Origin of the sequence: Pelagicoccus sp. SDUM812003 (assembly GCF_031127815.1) — a bacterium.
Taxonomy (GTDB): Bacteria; Verrucomicrobiota; Verrucomicrobiia; order Opitutales; family Opitutaceae; genus Pelagicoccus.
On sequence record NZ_JARXHY010000008.1, the window covers coordinates 159,488 to 176,557 of the forward strand.

Sequence of the window (17,070 nt, forward strand, 5' to 3'; positions counted from 1 at the left end):
TGACCATGCAGTTCTCCATCCTAGGCAGCTCAAGTTCCGGCAACGCCGGCTTGCTCGTCACGGAAAACTGCAAGGTGCTGGTCGACGCGGGCTTCAGCTGCCGACGCCTATGCGGCATGCTGGAAGAACGCGACGTTCGCCCCGAGGAGATCGACGCCATCTTCGTCACTCACGAGCATCACGACCACATCGCGGGCATCTCCACTTTCGCCAAGAAATTTGGCCCGAAAGTCTTCGCCAATCCGCTCACTGCCAAAGCCATCCAACCAAAGCTCAAATGCCGTCCCGAATGGATGCTCTTCCAGACGGGATCCCAGTTCGAATACCGCGACCTGACAATTGAGAGCTTTTCCATCCCACACGACGCCCACGATCCAGTAGGACTGAAATTCACTACTGGCCGGGGCGACGATCTGTTTTCGCCCATAAAGCGAATGGCTTGGGTGACGGACCTCGGCTTCGCGCCGCAGACCATCGCCCAGCGCATCCAGGATGTTGATACCCTAGTGGTAGAGTCAAACTACGACCCGCAGATGCTGGAGGACGACCCAAGACGACCTTGGGCCCTCAAGCAACGCATCAGCGGGCGTCACGGACACCTGTCCAACTCCGCCGCAAAGGATCTGCTCGCCTCCATCTCCCAACCGAGGTGGAGCCGCGTTTTCCTGGCGCATCTGAGCAGTGATTGTAACAGCGTTGAAGCGGTCGACAACACATTCGCGGACCTCCGCGGATCGGTCCCTTTCGCTATAGAAACGATCCTCTCGGGTCACGGGTCCGCTTTGGCCGCCGTGTAGCGGCTCGGCGGGCGCAATCCATGCTCACCATGAGCAAGGTTAACCTAAACGCTACGGCCCATCGCTTGCCAAACGGCGCGGCGAGTCGCAGCCTTCCACCTACAGAACCCATCTCCTCCTAAACGAATACGCGCATGTTTCTGGATTCACACCGCATTCCACGTCGCACGAAAATCATCTTCACTATCGGTCCCGCGACCGATAGCGAAGAAATGCTCAAGAAACTCATCGGCGAGCATTGCGTCGACATCTGTCGCATCAACATGGCCCACGCCGACCACGACTACGTCCGCACCGTAGTGCGCCGCATCCGCAAGATCGGCGACAAGATCGATCGACACATCCCGATCATGATGGACGTAAAGGGGCCTGAGATCCGCACCGGCGACGTCGAGACCCCCATCGAGCTCAAGCCAGGCGAGATCTTCGACTTCACGGTCAAGCCCGGCAACGCGCCAGGCGAGAGCGGAGGCGAGGAAATTCGCTCCGTAGACGTGAACTACGCCAACCTGGTCAACGACATCGACGTGGGCTCCATCGTCCTGGTGGACAACGGCCTGATCCGCCTCGAGGTGCTCGAGAAGCAGGAGGCCCGCATTCGTTGCAAGGTCACCATCCCGGGCGAGCTCACCAGCCGCCGCCACATCAACCTGCCGGGCGTGAAGGTCAACCTGCCGGCCCTCACCGACAAGGACCGCGGCGACGTCGACGTGGGCATCGAAGAGGGCGTGGACTTCTACGCGCTTTCCTTCGTTCGCGAAGCCGCGGACTTGGAAATCCTGCGCGACTATCTCGATGAAAACGACGGCCACAAGGCCCGCATCATCGCCAAGATCGAAGACCAGTCCGCCATCACCAACCTCTACTCCATCATCCAGGAGTGCGACGGCCTCATGGTCGCTCGTGGCGACCTCGGCATCGAATGCCCCTTCGAGACCCTGCCCACCATCCAGCGCAAGGCGGTCAAGTCCTGCCTCACCCTCGGCAAGCCGGTCATCATCGCCACTCACATGCTGGAGTCCATGATCAACAGCCCCATGCCGACCCGCGCCGAAGTATCGGACGTGGCGAACGCGGTGCTGGAAGAAGCGGACTGCGTGATGCTTTCCGGCGAAACCACCATCGGCAAGTACCCGGAACAGTGCGTGGAGGCCATCAGCAAGATCGCCCGCGAGGTCGACCACAACGGACAGAAAACCGGTTTCGCCCACCACCTCACCCTCAACTCCGACAAAGCCAAGATCCAGCACTCCGCGGTGGTCATGGCCAACGAGCTGAGCGCCGTGGCCATCATCTGCTTCACCCGCAGCGGCGCCATGGCGCGCGGCGTCTCCGCCCTGCGCCCGCTTCGCTCGCCTATCTTCGCCTTCTCGAACTCGGAAGACACCATCAAGCACCTCCGCCTCCATCACGGCGTCGTGCCCTTCCAGATGGTCTTCTGCACCGAGCCGGAAGCCACCGTCACTCGAGCCATCAAGACCCTGCTCAAGAAGGACTACCTGCGCCCCGGCGACAAGGTGGTCATGGTCTCCGACATCCTGGCCGCGGATCGCGTCATCGACAGCATCCAGCTGCGCACGGTGAGCGACATGTAGGAACGCGACTGCTAGGCCGTTCGAATAACGCCTTTAGCGCGAAGGGGACTCCATATCGGAGTCCCCTTTTTCATGGGCGAACGCCTCAATCCCACGCCGAGTGTCGAGGAAGGCCAATACCTCACGCATCGCTCCACCTACTGATATGCATTACGTTTATTAATAAGACATTGCGAAACCAAGCCAGGTCGGGGACGTTTTTAGAAAAAAGCCCTCGATTTGCAGGTCCGGTCTAAAGGGCGGCACCTCGCATTCCGTAGTGGGGAGGCGGCATGAACCTTCTAAAATCAGTAAAAAGCGCCGCGAAATTCACCATCCCCACGCTGACCATGACCGCCGTTGCCGCGGTCATCGGCATTTTGGGCATCCGATCCCACAGCGAGAGCAACGCTGGGCTGAAGCGCGTGTACAACGACCGCGTGGTCCCGCTCAAGCAGTTGAAAACGATCTCCGACGATTATGCGGTCTTCGTCATCGACGCGGCCAACAAAGCCAACTGCGGGATCTACACCGCCGAACAGGCCCTCGCGGATCTTCAACGAGCCGAAGCCCGCATCGACGAAACCTGGGACGCCTACCTTTCGACCGAAATGACAGAGAAGGAAAAACGGCTGGTCGCCGAAACGAAGCAGCTCTTCGCCCCTGCGGACCGCGCCATGGACCGGTTTCAGGACTTTCTGGCATCGCGCTCCGGATCGGTGAAGGGCCAGCTCGATCAGTTCGACGGTCCGCTCTACGCCATCATCGACCCGGTCACGACCAAGATCACCGAGCTGGTCGATCTCCAGCTCGCGGAAGCGGAACGCGAATACCAGATTTCCTTCGAGCACTACCAGCAAAGCAAACACCTCGCGATCTGGCTGCTCGCCGTCGGCTCGGCCGCCGGCCTTGGGCTTACCTTCTGGGTCACCCGTTCGACCGTGACGCTTATCTCTGGCGTTCAGCGTGTCTCCACCGAATTGATGTCTGCGGCTCAGGGAAGCAGCTCAGCTGCCCAGCAGGTGTCATCGACAAGTCAAGAGGTCGCCAACAACACCAGCGAGCAGGCTGCTTCCTTGGAGGAAACGTCCGCCTCGATCCAGCAGATTTCACAAATGACCGCCCAAAACGGCAAGCGAGCAGCCGACACCAGCGTCTTGGCCAAACAGGTCGGGGACGTCGCTCAGAAAGGGGCCACCGACATGAAAGGCATGATCGACGCCATGAACGAGATCAAGAGCTCCAGCTCCGATATCTCTACCATCATCAAAACCATCGACGAGATCGCCTTCCAAACCAATATTCTCGCCCTCAATGCCGCTGTGGAAGCCGCTCGGGCGGGAGAGCACGGGGCGGGTTTCTCGGTCGTGGCGGAGGAAGTGCGCAACCTCGCCGGCCGCAGCGCCAAAGCGGCCCAGGAAACCGCCCAGCGCATCGAATCGTCGATCCGCAGCACCACCATCGGTGTGGAACGCAGCCAGCAGGTCGCCGAAAGCCTCGACGAAATTCTGGAAAAGGTGCATGGACTCACCGACCTGGCGGCCGAAGTGGCAGAGGCGACCGACTCGCAAACCTCGGGTATCAGCCAGGTCACCCACGCGATCAGCCAGATGGAAAAGGTCACCCAATCCAACGCGGCCAGCGCCGAGCAATGCGCCAGCTCTGCGGAGGAGTTGACCGCCCAGGCCGCCATGGTCCGGGATTCCGTCAGGGAACTGCTCACCATCGTCAATATCGACCGAGCCGCCTCAGAGACAGGCGCCGCCAGGCCGCCAGCCCGCAACGCCTCGCCGCGCCCAGAGCTGGTTCCCGCATTCGCTGAAGAGAGCGAGGGCTTTATGGACTTTTCACGCTCCTAGTCGGCTTAGCATCCCATTGCCGAGCGGGGGGCTGCCTAGCCTGCCCCCCCTCTCCCAATAAGGGCTCGAGTCCGAGCTTCACGGAGCCCGACTAGAAATGGTGCACGTAGAAACCGTCCCGGTGTCGGCTGCCGATGGTGTAGTGGAGCGCGGCCAGCAGCAGAGGAATCCAAACCAGCGCCTGCACCGTCCATGGCACCTCCCACGAACCCGTGTCGCCAAGAACTCGATACACGCTGAAGTAGGCGAAGTACGACAAGCTTCCGATTCGGAAGACGTAGTTGCCATGCCCCACGCCTACGATGGCCAAAAGCAAGATGGTCCAAGGAAAAACCGCCGTCGCCAAAGCGATCATCCAAATCAGATAGAAGGACGAAAACCGCTCGATGCTTTCGCAGCGATGAATCATCAGCAGCGCCCCTAGCCCGAGTAGCGTCAAGTACCAGAGGCCGTGCGACAAGGAGCTCGGAAAGAGAAAGCTGAGGATTCCAGGTATCAGGGAGACGCCGCGATCGGAGAGTTGAAACTCTGGCGGGATCACGCTGCTCAAATCGAGATTGAGCGAGATGGACGCCCACATCAGGGAGAGCACCAGAGGGCTCAGGCCAAAGACCAAGGTCACCAGCCCCGCTCGGATGCCGCTTCGCCGCAATACATGCCACACCACCCAGAGCAGAATGGGCAAAGCGATCAGATTCATGGATACGCCGATTCCCATCAGCAGGGCGGAGACGCACACCATCTGGCCGATGGCGCTGCCGATGCCTCCGGAGGCGCTGATCACCGAGACTCCTCCCTTCTGATCGATCCAGAAATCCCAGATCAAGTAGCCGCCGACCAAAGGCAGCAGGTAGATCGGAGCATCCACTCCCAGCCCGCCGACCAGATAAATCACCAGCGGATTCCAGGCGTAGAGCGTCGCTCGATCCGCCCCGAAGCGCAGGGCGAACAGCAGACACAAAAGCAGATCGGCCACGATGAGCACCGATTTCATCCACTTCGAAGGATCGCCTAGGGTGTCCATGGCGCTGTAGAACCAAAGCATGCCCGGCAGGTAGGAGCTGGTTTTATCCCTGTCGGTGAGCCCTTCCCAATTCGCGTCGCGATAGGCCTCCAGACGCTCGTCGGAGGGCGCCAGCTCATAGGGGTTGTGCTCCGCCGCGAAGATCCGGCTGTCCCACAGCCGGCGATTCAATGTATCCCCCGATTCGATGGGCGAGACCGCGATGCGCGCCACCAGGGAAACCAGCAGCATCAGCCAGATCAGGCGCTTGGCGAAATGCCAGGAGAGCAGGTAGCCCAGAGCGATGAAGCCGAAGCTGATCTGAAATTTGGATACATTGTCCGCGTCGCTGAGATCGGCGAAGGACACCAGACGGAAGCTGCCCACCAGCACCAATGCTGCGGCGAGAAACGGCAAGACGTAATCGCGCCGTTTCGTGCGATAAAACGGATTCTTGCCGGAGGAGCTGATGAGCGGAGGATGACGCATAAGATCAGCGCAGACAGAGCCTTAAGGCTTCGCGTCCCCCCACTCTTCGCATTTCCCCCGTTCGTTCAAGCAATATGCTGCGCATCGCCGCGATAGATGGCGGCTTTCGCCTCGCCTTAGCTGCTCGCATCTGGCGACTTGCGAAACGGCTCCCCATTGGTTAACTCTTGTCTCGAAGCCCCCCGCCCCAAGCAATCACCCCAAGCACCCATGAACGAATACCTCTCACAAGCGCTTCAAACCGTCACCGAACGCAACGCGTCGCAATCCCTCTTCCTACAGGCCGTCACTGAAGTCTTCGAGTCGCTGGAGCCTATCCTAGCGGAAACGCCCGACATCGAAGCGTATTCGATTCTTGAGCGCATCGCCGAACCGGAGCGCCAGATCATGTTTCGCGTCAGCTGGGTGGACGATCGGGGCCGCGTGCAGGTCAATCGCGGCTACCGGGTCGGTTTCAGCAGCGTGCTCGGACCCTACAAGGGCGGCATGCGCTTCCACCCCACCGTGCGGCTGGACGTGATCAAGTTTCTCGCCTTCGAGCAAATCTTCAAGAACAGCCTCACCGGCCTCGGCATCGGAGGCGGCAAAGGCGGCTCGGACTTCAACCCGCGCGGAAAAAGCGACGGCGAGATCATGCGCTTCTGCCAGGCCTTCATGAGCGAGCTCTACCATTTTCTGGGCGAAAGCACCGATGTGCCGGCGGGCGATATCGGCGTGGGAGCTCGCGAGATCGGGTACTTGTTCGGTCAATACAAACGACTCACCAAACGCTTCGCCCAAGGGGTGCTCACCGGGAAGCAGGTGGGCCTAGGCGGCTCTCTGGTGCGCAAGGAGGCCACCGGCTTCGGAGCCGTCTACTTCGCCTCCGAAATGCTGGCCACTCGCAACGAGTCGCTCAAAGGCAAGACCTGCGTGGTTTCGGGCTCCGGAAACGTGGCCATCTACTGCGCTCGTAAAATCCAGGAGCTGGGCGGCACGGTGGTGGCCATGTCCGACTCCGAAGGCTCCATCCACGATCCGAACGGAGTCGATCTCGATATCGTGGCCGCCATCAAGGAAGTGGAGCGCTCGCGCATCAGCCAATACCCGCAACGCCGCCCGGGATCCCAGTTTTTCCACGGCGACAAGGTCTGGAAATTCCGCTGCGACGTGGCCTTCCCCTGCGCCACCCAGAACGAGCTGGAGCTGGAAGACGCTCAGCAGCTGGTCGACAATGATTGCATGGCGGTGATCGAAGGAGCCAACATGCCTTCCACTCCAAAGGCCATCGCCCTCTTCAGGGAAAAAGACCTGCTCTTCGCCCCGGGCAAGGCAGCCAACGCAGGCGGCGTAGCCGTTTCTGCATTGGAAATGCAGCAGAACGCCTCCCTGCAGCACTGGACTTTCAAAAAGGTGGATCAGCGCCTGCAGACCATCATGGCTGACATCCATCGCGAATGCGTTTTCTACTCCAAGAAATACCACCGACCGGACGACTACGTCTTCGGCGCCAACGTCGGCGGATTCATAAAGGTGGCCGGCGGCATGCAAGCCTACGGCGTCATATAGCCCTCCCAACCACCCGCGGCAGTCGCGGCCAACGGAGCCGCCTTCCCAATTCCCTCCTCCTCTGCGCTCCGCCCCTCAAATGCAGCGCTCCGCCCCCAGCGCGTTGCGACTCGCTCCCCACCCCCCTGTACTCACCGGTCAAACTACCCACCCCAAGCTATGAAAAAGATTGTCTTCCTGTCACTCGGGCTCGCCGCCTCCTCGAGCCTCTTCGCCCAAATTGAGACTCTCCCGTTCGCCCCTCGCAGCCAGGCGGAAGGCGACACCCTCTTCACCCGAATCTCCGCTGAGAAATCAGGGCTGCAGATCGAAAACCGCTACGACGATCCCCAGATGTGGGGAGACCTCTACAACGAGTTCCAAGGCGGGGCCGTCGGAGTGGGCATCGCGGCGGGAGACGTGGACGGCGACGGCCTGGTCGACCTCTACGTGGCCAGCAAGACCGCTCCCAACAAGCTCTTCAAGCAAGTCGCCCCCTTCCAGTTCATCGACGCCAGCGAGAGCGCCAACGCGCCCGGCGGCGAGACCTGGAGCACCGGCGTCACCTTCGCCGACGTCGACAACGATGGCGACCTCGACATCTACGCCTGCCAGTTCGGAGCCGCCAACAAGCTCTACCTCAACGACGGATCCGGCTCCTTCACCGAAGCTGCTGCCGCCGCAGGCATCGATATCGCCTCAGGCAGCGTGGTCGGCGCCTTCGAGGACTACGACCGCGATGGCGATCTCGATCTCTTCCTGCTCACCAACGTGCTCGACGCCACCGGCGCCCCGGAGGGCGAACCCGACTATCTGTATCGAAACAACGGCGACGGAACGTTTACCAACGTCACCGCCGAAGCCGGGATCGCCGACGATCGCGGCAAGGGCCACTCCGCGACATGGTGGGACGCGGATGGCGACGGATGGGCCGATCTGTTCATATCCAACGATTTCGAAGGCTCCGATCATCTGTATCGAAACAATGGAGACGGCACCTTCACCGACGTCATCGACACCATGTTCCCCCATACCGCCTGGTACTCCATGGGCTCGGACTTCGGAGACATCAACAACGACGGGCGCCTCGACCTTTTCAGCGCCGACATGGCCAATACCACCCACTACAAGTCAAAGGTCACCATGGGCGACATGGGCGGCTGGGTCGACTACTTCGACACCCTCAACACGCCCCAATACATGAAGAACGCGGTGTTCGTGAACAGCGGCACCCACCGTTTTCTCGAAGTGGCTAAGATGACCGGCCTATCCAGCACCGACTGGACCTGGTCGCCTCGCCTAGAGGATTTCGACAACGACGGCTGGCTCGACCTGCATGTCACCAATGGCATGGTGCGCAGCTTCACGGACTCGGATATGGTCAACAAGATCAAGACCCTGAAATCCAAGCGTCAAATCGTGGCGCTGGTTAAAAACAGTCCCGTGCTCAAGGAACAGAACCTCGCCTTCCGTAACGACGGATCGGATACGCTGCACTTCTCGAAAGTCACCAAGGAGTGGGGACTGGCGCATGACGGGGTTTCCTTCGGCTCCGTAGCAGCCGACTTCGACAACGATGGCGACCTCGACCTAGCCTATACGAACTTTGAAGAAACCGTTTCCCTCTACCGAAACGACAGCCAAAACAACAGCCTCCAGATCGAACTCGACGGCAGGCAAAGCAATCGCTTCGGCATCGGAGCTCAAGTCTTCGTCGAATCCAGCCAGGGCAAGCAAGCCCGCAAGCTCACCGTCGCCCGCGGAGCGCTGTCCTCCTCCCAACCCATCGCCCATTTCGGCCTTGGTCAGGACGAAACCGTGGCAGCAGTCACCGTTCGTTGGCCAAGCGGCGCCGAGCAGCGCTTCGAGAACGTTTCAGCCAACCAGAAACTCCGTATCCAGGAACCGGACACTCTCGCCAGTCCAGATCCGGTGAAACCGTTGATCAAGGAGGTCAAAGGGCTCTTTGCCGATAGAGCGTCGGACCTCGGCATCGATTTCACCAGAACGGAGCAAACCTTCAACGACATGGACCGCCAGCCGCTGCTGCCTCACCGCATGAACACGCTAGGCGGTGGCATAGCGATCGCGGACGTCGATGGAGACGATGACTCCGACATCTATTTCTCCGGCGCCGCCGGACAAGCCGGAGCGCTGTTCCTCAATGATGGAAATGGAAAGTACAAGATGGATACACGCGCGCAGCCATGGAGCGGAAAGATCCAGTCGGAAGAAATGAACCCGCTCTTCGTCGATGTGAATCAGGATGGCTCGCTCGACCTGTACATCACCAGCGGCAGCGTGGAAGCTCTGGAGCCGGACGAGGCGCTCAAGGACAGTCTCTACCTCAACCAAGGCGACGGCCGCTTCACTGAAGTGGACGCGACCGCCTTCAACCCTGCCCCGCGAAGCGCTTCGGTCGCCACCGCAGCGGACTTCGATCGAGATGGCGATCTCGACCTTTTCGTTGGCGGAAGAGTGATCCCCGGCGAGTACCCTCGCGCTCCGCAGAGCCAACTGCTAGTCAACGACGCAGGGACGCTAACCGAAAAGTCGTTCGAGCTCGCCCCAACGCTTGCCGACTCCGGCATGGTCACTTCCGCCATTTGGAGTGACGTGAACGGAGACGACTGGGTAGACCTGCTAGTGGTGTCCGAGCTCGACGCACCTCGCCTCTTCAGCAATCAAGGGGGCAAGCTCTCCGACGTATCCGAAAAAGCAGGACTGAGCGAGCTCAAGGGCTGGTGGAACTCCATCGCCAGCGCCGACGTCGACAACGACGGCGACCTCGACTACGTGCTGGGCAACCTCGGCAAGAACACCAAGTACAAGGCGTCAAAAGCGCACCCTTTCAAAATCTTCTTCAACGACTTCGAAGGCGAAGGGAAGTGCAACATCGTGGAAGCCAAGTTCGAAGGAGACACCTTGCTGCCGGTTCGCGGACGCAGCTGCAGCTCGCGAGCCATGCCGTCCATCGCCAAGAAGTTCCCCACCTACCACGATTTCGGTTCGGCCCGTCTGGACGCCGTCTACGCGCCGGAAAAGCTCCAGAGCTCCTTGCTCAAGGAAGCTACCGAACTGCATAGCGGCATCCTGATCAACGATGGCTCGGGCAAATTCGAGTTCCGTTTCCTTCCCGCAATCGCCCAAATCTCGCCCGTCTATGGAATCGGCGCCAGCGACTTCGATGGCGACGGAAACATCGACCTCGTGCTCGCCCAAAACTTCAATGGCCCGCAGGTCGAGACGGGCCGCTACAATGGCGGCATCGGGCTGCTCCTGCTGGGCGACGGCACGGGCGCCTTCAAGCCAGTCGAAGCCAACGACAGCGGTATCCTGATCGAGGACGAGGCGCGCGGCATCGCCATCGCGGATCTGAATCTCGATGGCTGGGCCGACTTCCTGGCCACCCGCCCTAACCACGAAGCCAGAGCCTACCTCAACCAAGGCTCCTCCGGGAAAAACTCCCTGTCGCTCCGCCTCAAAGGCTCTCAGCAAGCCAATCCTTGCTCCGTAGGAACCAAGCTGGTGGTCGAATTCGCGGATGGTCGCAAACAAGCCCACGAGATCGCTTCCACCTCCGGCTACCTCAGTCAGTCCGAGGCCGGCATTTTCGTCGGCTACTCCGAAGGCAACAGCCCTGTCGCCGTGCATATCACCTGGCCCGACGGCTCCAAGTCTCGTCAAACGCTGCCCCTCGACCAAAGCCGCCTCACAATCAGCCAAAGCGAGAGCCTGGCCGCCTCGCGCTAGACCAGGGTCCAGCCGAACTCACTCCTGCGAAAAGCCCGCTCCCTTGGCGGGCTTTTCTTTTTGTCCCATCCAGAAAGCGGGGCGCCGCCCCGCCTTCGCCCTGCCCCCAAAAAATCTTCGCCCTTCCATCTCCAGCTGGATTCTCTATCTTCCCCATTTTCACGCTTCCAAAACACCACCTCTCCATGCCCCGCATCGTTCTCCAGATCCTTTCCCTCAGCGCCCTGCTTCCGTTCGGCCTCCAAGCCGCCAACCATCTCGCTGACTCGCAGTCGCCCTACCTGCTGCAGCACGCGGACAACCCCGTCGATTGGTATCCATGGGGCGACGAAGCAATAGAGAAAGCTCAGAGGGAGAACAAGCTGGTCTTCATCTCCATTGGCTATTCCACCTGCCATTGGTGCCACGTCATGAATCGCGAGTCCTTCTCCAACGAAGAGATCGCAGCGTATCTAAACGAACACTACGTTTGCATAAAGATAGACCGCGAAGAACGTCCCGACCTCGACAGCGTTTACATGAATTTCGTATTCAATCTGCGCGGTTCCGCGGGCTGGCCACTCAACGTGTGGCTGACGCCCGACCTCAAACCCTTCTTTGGCGGCACCTATTTTCCTCCCTACCCGGATCCGGATCGCGGACCAGGCTTCCTCGACCTCTCGCGGGAGATTCAAGAGAGCTGGGCCGCAAACCCTCAGGAGATCACGCAACGCAGCGAGTCCTTTGTTGCATCAATCAACCAAACGACCCAGGAGCGAGCGGCGTCTTCCGGGCAGATCGACGCAGAGCTCGTCTCCACCGCCATCACGTCCTATCTTTTTCAATACGACGACTCCAACGGAGGATTCGGAAAAGGCGAAAAGTTTCCCACTCCCTCGAGCCTTAGCTTCCTCCTTAGAGCCGCGAACAACTCGGACCTGCATCCGGAAGACCGCGAACTGGCTCAGCGCATGGCCACCGAGACCTTGGACGCCATGCTGCGCGGCGGCATTCGCGATCACATCGGCGGCGGCTTCCATCGCTACACCGTTGATCCGGAATGGAAACTCCCTCATTTCGAAAAGATGCTCTACGATCAGGCCTTGGTGTCCAACGCCCTGATCGACGCGTGGCAGCTTACCGGTGAAGAACGCTACCGCGCAGCGGCCACCGAAACCCTGAGCTACCTTCTGCGCGAGATGCGCCACCCGTCCGGAGCTTTCTACAGCGCGGAAGACGCGGAAAGTCTCGATCCCGACAATCCGGATACGAAACGCGAGGGAGCGTTCTATCTCTGGTCCATCGCCGACATCGAAGCGGTATTCCCCGACGAGCAAACCCGGAATCTCGCCCGAGCCGCCTTCGCCCTGCGCCCAGCGGGCAACGCTCCCTTCGGCGACTTCCCCACCGAAATCTTCCAAGGCTACAATTGCCTGAGGCGAGCCCGCTCCCTCGATTCGCTCGCCCAAGAGTTCGCCCTCAGCGTCGAAGAAGTGGAAGAACAGATCGATGTCATCAAAGACAGCCTTTTCGAGCTTCGGTCCCAGCGGCAACGGCCGCACCTCGACGACAAGCTGATCTGCTCCTGGAACGGTCTGGCCATCTCCGCTTTCGCCCGTGCCGCTCTGGCGTTTCAGCGGCCCGATTTCGCTGACGCAGCCAGCGAGGCAGCCACCTTTATTCAGAAACAGCTCTACCGCCCCGAAACAGGAGAACTGATCCGCTTGTACCGAGAGGACGCTTCGGAAGTGAAAGGATTCTCCGAGGACTACGCCTTCCTCATCGAAGGACTTCTCGATCTCTACGAAGCCACCGCGAATCACAAGTGGCTCGTCTGGGCCCGCGAGCTGCAGGAAGCTCAGAATAAGCGCTTTTTGGATACGGATCATGGCGGGTTCTACCTTTTCGAAGCGACGGATAAAATCGTGTTTGACCCCAGCAAGCGACAAAGCGACGGAGCCCTCCCTTCGCCCAATTCGATCAGCGTCGCCAACCTGGCCAGGCTTTCCCAGATCTTCGACGACGCTACCTACCAAAAGGAGGCGAAACGAGCCGCTGCCGCTCTGCTCCCAGAGCTAGAGCAGACTCCTACCGCTCTCCCTGCTCTGCTCAGCGCCTCCGCATACGTCACCAAAAAACCCCTACAGATCGTGATAGCTGGCGATCCCAATGCGGATGACGTGCAATCGCTACGCGCCATCGCCAATCGCCGCCTGCTTCCAAATCGATTGCTGCTCCACGCGGACGGCGCCAAGGGTCAGGCCTTCTTGGGCGAGCGCCTCGAATTCATAGAGAGCGTGCGGGCCATCGGAGGCAAAGCGACCGCATACGTATGCGAGAACTTCGTCTGCCAGCTCCCCACCAGCGACCCAGAAGCCTTTGCCGCTCAGCTAGACGAAAAGATCCGACTCGTCCCGCAGGAGTAGCCCGCCCCCGCACGCCAGTCGTTCCCACTGGCTGTCCGAACTCGGATCGATCAATCGCCGCGTAACGCGAAACAAGCCCTAGTTTTCCATCTGATCGCGCAGGCGGTTTCCGCGATTCACTTTCTTGGCTACCAACAGGGGCAAGGAGCTTCGTTTCTCCCCGTCGAGCCAAAGCTGCACCTCGTAGCTTCCGAACGCGGGGAACACCAAACGGGAGATGTTCAGAACCAGATTGATCGCGCAGCTGGCCCGGTTCTCAGCTGGGCGCACGTTTACATTCGCCGTCATCTCGCTTGCGATAGCCTTGCCCGAATTGTCGACGATGCGCACGGCGACTGGATGCGGACCGCCCTCGTCCCGCATGAAACGCATGCGTACCGCGATCGAACAGCGCTCGCGAACGATCGGCGCCTTGGACGAAGCCATTCCTTCGAAGGCTCCCAACAAGTTCAACCGCCCAGCGTAATCCGCCGCCGCATCGCAAATGGAAAAGATCTCAACCTGCATCGAACCCGCATCCTGCGGCGATCCCGCGGGCGAGACAATCGCAATCGGAAAACCGCGAGACAAGAGCCGAGCGCCAGTCGCGCCCTGCCTACCTGACTTTGGTGCCAGCTACCAGATCGCTCACCAGCTCGCCCATCTTTCCCGTGATGGCGCCCACGTCGCCAAGGTTTTCCTTGATCGTATTCACAATGGCGCTACCGACCACCACGCCATCGGCAATCGAGCAAATGGTCGCCACCTGCTCGCGCTTGGAAACCCCGAATCCGACCACCAGAGGCTTGTCGGTGCAGGATCGGATCATGTCCACCATCTCCTGCAGATCGGAAGCCAGATCCTCCCGCACTCCCGTCACACCAGTGCGCGACACGTAGTAGATAAAGCCCGTCGCGTGCTTGGCAATGAACGCCACGCGCTTCGAAGGCGTGGTCGGAGCGATGAGAAACACCGTTTTCATACCATGCCGCTCGCAGGCTTCCATGTGATCGCGCGCCTCCTCCGGCGGCAGGTCCAGCACCAGAAGCCCATCCACGCCAGCCGCTTTGGCATCCGCGATGTACTTGTCCAGCCCGTTGCTGAACATGAGGTTGTAGTAGGTGTAGAAAACGATCGGCACCTGGTCGTTCTCCTTGCGGATATCGCGCACCAGCTGAAAGACGTCCGCTTGCGTGGTACCCGACTCCAGCGCCCGCTGAGCCGCCAGCTGGTTCGTCAAGCCATCGGCGAGCGGATCGGAAAACGGCACGCCCAGCTCCAAAACATCCACCCCGCTCTTGATCAAGGTGCGGCAAACCTCCAGCGACGTCGGGACGTCCGGATCGCCTGCGCAAACGTAGGAAACGAAAGCCGAGCGGCCTTCGCTCTTGGCTTTGGAAAATGCGGACTCGATGCGATTCATCGCCCAAAGCCATGAAGAAGCCACCATCAGAGGTCAAGCGCTGCGAGATGGCCTCCGGCCAGCGCGACACCTCGCGCATAGGACGCGCAAGGCGACAACGTTGTAGTCCTAAGCATCGGACTCATGCCCAGCGCCCTCGTCAACGACACCGTCGGGAACCCCTGTTCCCCAGCGGACGCGAAAAAGCCCGAGTCGCAGTCGCTCGGGCTTTTATCGAGGATGGGGTGGTAAACCGGGTTGACTCGCGGGCCCATCAGGCCCGTCTCGGGGCTGCGCCCACGCGAGCCTCAGCTCGCGTCCTCTCCGCTGCGCTGCGCAAACCGGCTTCGCCGATTCAAGCCCTCGATCATCGTCTCCGGACGCGAAAAAGCCCGAGTCGCAGTCGCTCGGGCTTTTATCGAGGATGGGGTGGTAAACCGGGCTCGAACCGGCGACCCCCGGAATCACAATCCGGTGCTCTAACCAACTGAGCTACTACCACCATCCTCAAATAAAGGAGAGCGACTAACTTCCATCGCCCCTCCCCTTTGTCAACGATTTTTCAGACGAATTCTCAATCCGCTTCCGCCCTTACCTGATGCCACGTTTTGGAGGAAGCCGATGAAGTGCCTCAACAATAAGAGCAGCGTTTCCTGCCGCCACGCTGACACTTTGAAGGCTTCTAGAGCGCTTAGTGATCGACACTTATAAGTTTTTCACAATCTTAGCCACGTTGCCTGACCATCAATCCAGCCGCGACGTCGAGCAGCTCGCGGCGAGCCCCATGACCTAGGCGACCAACCCCCAAACCACCATAAGCAGCGCCTGAAGGAGACCGTCCGACGACTCTATCGGAGTCGGCCTCTGCAACCTTCAACAACCGACTTATATATCACCTATCCCATGAGTTCTGTAAATCCCTCCAAACTGTTCACCGCTAGCTGCCTGGCCCTGATCGTAACCGCCATGTCCTTCGCCATCAGGGCCGGTATCCTTTCAGAGCTTAGCGCGGAATTCACCCTGACCGATCTCCAGCTCGGCTGGATCAACTCCATGTCGGTCATCGGCTTCCCGGTCGCCATGATGGTTCTCGGCCTTCTCTACAACTACTTCGGTCCGAAAAAGCTGATGGCCGTGGCCTTCATCGGCCATTTGCTCGGTCTGATTCTTACCATGTTCGCCACCGGATTCTGGAGCCTGGTGATCGGAGCGTTCTTCATCGGTTTCGCCAACGGATCGGTCGAGGCGGCTTGCAACCCGCTGATCGCCGACATGTATCCGAAAAACAAGACCACCATGTTGAACCGCTTCCACGTCTGGTTCCCTGGCGGGATCGTGATCGGAGCCCTGGCCTCCGCCCTCATGTCCCGGCTCCAGACCGGTTGGGAAGCCCAGATCGGGATCATGCTCATCCCTACCGCGATCTACGGCTGGCTGGTCTTCAAGCAGCCTTTCCCCAAGAGCGAGCACATCGAAACCTCGACCGGCACCAACATAAAGTCGCTCTTCAGCCCGCTCTACATTTTCATGATCCTGTGCATGTCGCTCACCGCGACCACAGAGCTGGGCACGCAACAGTGGGTGGAGCGACTGCTCAGCTCTTCCGGAGCCCATCCCATGATCATCCTCGCTCTCAGCACCGGCCTCATGGCGATCGGACGCCAGTTCGCAGGGCCCGTCATCCACCGACTCAATCCGATCGGGGTGCTGCTGTCCTCCGCGATCGTATCAGCCATCGGCATCTACTTGCTGAGCATCGCCACCGGCGGGCTGGTCTACCTCGCCACCGTCGTTTTCGCCCTGGGCGTCTGCTACTTCTGGCCAACCATGATCGGTTTCACCGGCGAGTACCTGCCGAAGACCGGGGCCCTGGGCATGTCCCTCATGGGCGGAGCCGGCATGTTCGCCCTCAGCGTCTGGAATCCCATCATCGGCGGATGGATCGACGCCTCTCGAGCCGAAGCCAAGCTGGCCGGTCTCACCGGGGAGGAAGCCGAACTGGCCGCCGGACAGGGCGCCCTCGGAAACATCCTGTTCTTCCCGCTCATCCTGATCGTGGCCTTCGGCATCCTCTTCGCCCTGCGCAGCAAGGTGCAGAAGGCGGCGGCCGCTTAAAGGTCCCTTTCGAAAAGAGCTTTCTCGAAACGCCCCATGCCTCGCCGCATGGGGCGTTTTTCTTTTGGCGCGACCGGGCCACAACACCGCTCGGCGCAAGCGGCGGGAGTTCGCGGCCCTGAACGAACAAAATCAGCCCTCGACTGGACCATTGTCCCAACTAGAGT

10 protein-coding genes and 1 tRNA gene are annotated in these 17,070 nt (G+C 60.2%); 7 read left to right on the forward strand and 4 right to left on the reverse strand.

The window, feature by feature from the left end; translation table 11 throughout:
- Positions 1 to 5 precede the first annotated feature (5 nt).
- The 3 genes from QEH54_RS12805 to QEH54_RS12815 all read left to right on the forward strand — a co-directional run bounded on the left by QEH54_RS12805 (position 6) and on the right by QEH54_RS12815 (position 4,230).
- Positions 6 to 797, forward strand: a complete 792-nt coding sequence (locus tag QEH54_RS12805) for an MBL fold metallo-hydrolase (RefSeq protein WP_309019079.1) — start codon at positions 6 to 8, stop codon at positions 795 to 797.
- Between the two features lie 134 nt (positions 798 to 931).
- The gene (gene pyk / locus QEH54_RS12810; protein ID WP_309019080.1) at positions 932 to 2,392 is read left to right on the forward strand and encodes a pyruvate kinase; all 1,461 of its coding nucleotides are present in this window, start codon (positions 932 to 934) and stop codon (positions 2,390 to 2,392) included.
- Positions 2,393 to 2,664: 272 nt separating this feature from the next.
- Positions 2,665 to 4,230, forward strand: a complete 1,566-nt coding sequence (locus QEH54_RS12815) for a methyl-accepting chemotaxis protein (RefSeq protein ID WP_309019081.1) — start codon at positions 2,665 to 2,667, stop codon at positions 4,228 to 4,230.
- Positions 4,231 to 4,321: 91 nt separating this feature from the next.
- Here QEH54_RS12815 and QEH54_RS12820 read toward each other — a convergent pair whose 3' ends face one another.
- Positions 4,322 to 5,722 (reverse strand): hypothetical protein, encoded by a 1,401-nt coding sequence (locus QEH54_RS12820; RefSeq protein WP_309019082.1) that lies wholly within the window; start codon positions 5,720 to 5,722, stop codon positions 4,322 to 4,324.
- A gap of 210 nt (positions 5,723 to 5,932) precedes the next feature.
- Between QEH54_RS12820 and gdhA the strand changes: the two genes are divergently transcribed.
- From gdhA to QEH54_RS12835, 3 genes are all read left to right on the forward strand, one after another.
- Entirely contained in the window at positions 5,933 to 7,270 is a 1,338-nt protein-coding gene (gene gdhA / locus QEH54_RS12825; protein ID WP_309019083.1) for an NADP-specific glutamate dehydrogenase, read from the forward strand.
- 159 nt (positions 7,271 to 7,429) lie between these two features.
- A complete protein-coding gene (locus QEH54_RS12830) occupies positions 7,430 to 11,002 on the forward strand; it encodes an FG-GAP-like repeat-containing protein (RefSeq protein WP_309019084.1) in 3,573 nt (1,190 codons plus the stop codon).
- Between the two features lie 185 nt (positions 11,003 to 11,187).
- Complete coding sequence (locus QEH54_RS12835; protein WP_309019085.1) at positions 11,188 to 13,407, forward strand: thioredoxin domain-containing protein; 2,220 nt, start codon at positions 11,188 to 11,190, stop codon at positions 13,405 to 13,407.
- A 78-nt stretch (positions 13,408 to 13,485) separates the two neighbouring features.
- Here QEH54_RS12835 and QEH54_RS12840 read toward each other — a convergent pair whose 3' ends face one another.
- From QEH54_RS12840 to QEH54_RS12850, 3 genes are all read right to left on the reverse strand, one after another.
- Complete coding sequence (locus QEH54_RS12840; RefSeq protein ID WP_309019086.1) at positions 13,486 to 13,914, reverse strand: hypothetical protein; 429 nt, start codon at positions 13,912 to 13,914, stop codon at positions 13,486 to 13,488.
- A gap of 88 nt (positions 13,915 to 14,002) precedes the next feature.
- On the reverse strand, positions 14,003 to 14,809 hold the full coding sequence (gene trpA / locus QEH54_RS12845; protein ID WP_309019087.1) for a tryptophan synthase subunit alpha: 807 nt from the start codon (positions 14,807 to 14,809) through the stop codon (positions 14,003 to 14,005).
- A 404-nt stretch (positions 14,810 to 15,213) separates the two neighbouring features.
- Positions 15,214 to 15,290 (reverse strand) — tRNA-His (locus QEH54_RS12850).
- 401 nt (positions 15,291 to 15,691) lie between these two features.
- On the opposite strand from QEH54_RS12850, the gene QEH54_RS12855 reads away from it, so the two are divergent.
- A complete protein-coding gene (locus QEH54_RS12855) occupies positions 15,692 to 16,903 on the forward strand; it encodes an MFS transporter (RefSeq protein WP_309019088.1) in 1,212 nt (403 codons plus the stop codon).
- The last annotated feature ends 167 nt before the right edge of the window (positions 16,904 to 17,070 follow it).

What these genes read in the sequence shown, in the direction of transcription:
- QEH54_RS12840 (WP_309019086.1), bottom strand. Translation starts at nt 13,914, where the DNA reads ATGCAGGTTGAGATCTTTTCCATTTGCGATGCGGCGGCGGATTACGCT.
- QEH54_RS12830 (WP_309019084.1), top strand. Translation starts at nt 7,430, where the DNA reads ATGAAAAAGATTGTCTTCCTGTCACTCGGGCTCGCCGCCTCCTCGAGC.
- gdhA (WP_309019083.1), top strand. Translation starts at nt 5,933, where the DNA reads ATGAACGAATACCTCTCACAAGCGCTTCAAACCGTCACCGAACGCAAC.
- trpA (WP_309019087.1), bottom strand. Translation starts at nt 14,809, where the DNA reads ATGAATCGCATCGAGTCCGCATTTTCCAAAGCCAAGAGCGAAGGCCGC.
- QEH54_RS12835 (WP_309019085.1), top strand. Translation starts at nt 11,188, where the DNA reads ATGCCCCGCATCGTTCTCCAGATCCTTTCCCTCAGCGCCCTGCTTCCG.
- pyk (WP_309019080.1), top strand. Translation starts at nt 932, where the DNA reads ATGTTTCTGGATTCACACCGCATTCCACGTCGCACGAAAATCATCTTC.
- QEH54_RS12855 (WP_309019088.1), top strand. Translation starts at nt 15,692, where the DNA reads ATGAGTTCTGTAAATCCCTCCAAACTGTTCACCGCTAGCTGCCTGGCC.
- QEH54_RS12820 (WP_309019082.1), bottom strand. Translation starts at nt 5,722, where the DNA reads ATGCGTCATCCTCCGCTCATCAGCTCCTCCGGCAAGAATCCGTTTTAT.
- QEH54_RS12815 (WP_309019081.1), top strand. Translation starts at nt 2,665, where the DNA reads ATGAACCTTCTAAAATCAGTAAAAAGCGCCGCGAAATTCACCATCCCC.
- QEH54_RS12805 (WP_309019079.1), top strand. Translation starts at nt 6, where the DNA reads ATGCAGTTCTCCATCCTAGGCAGCTCAAGTTCCGGCAACGCCGGCTTG.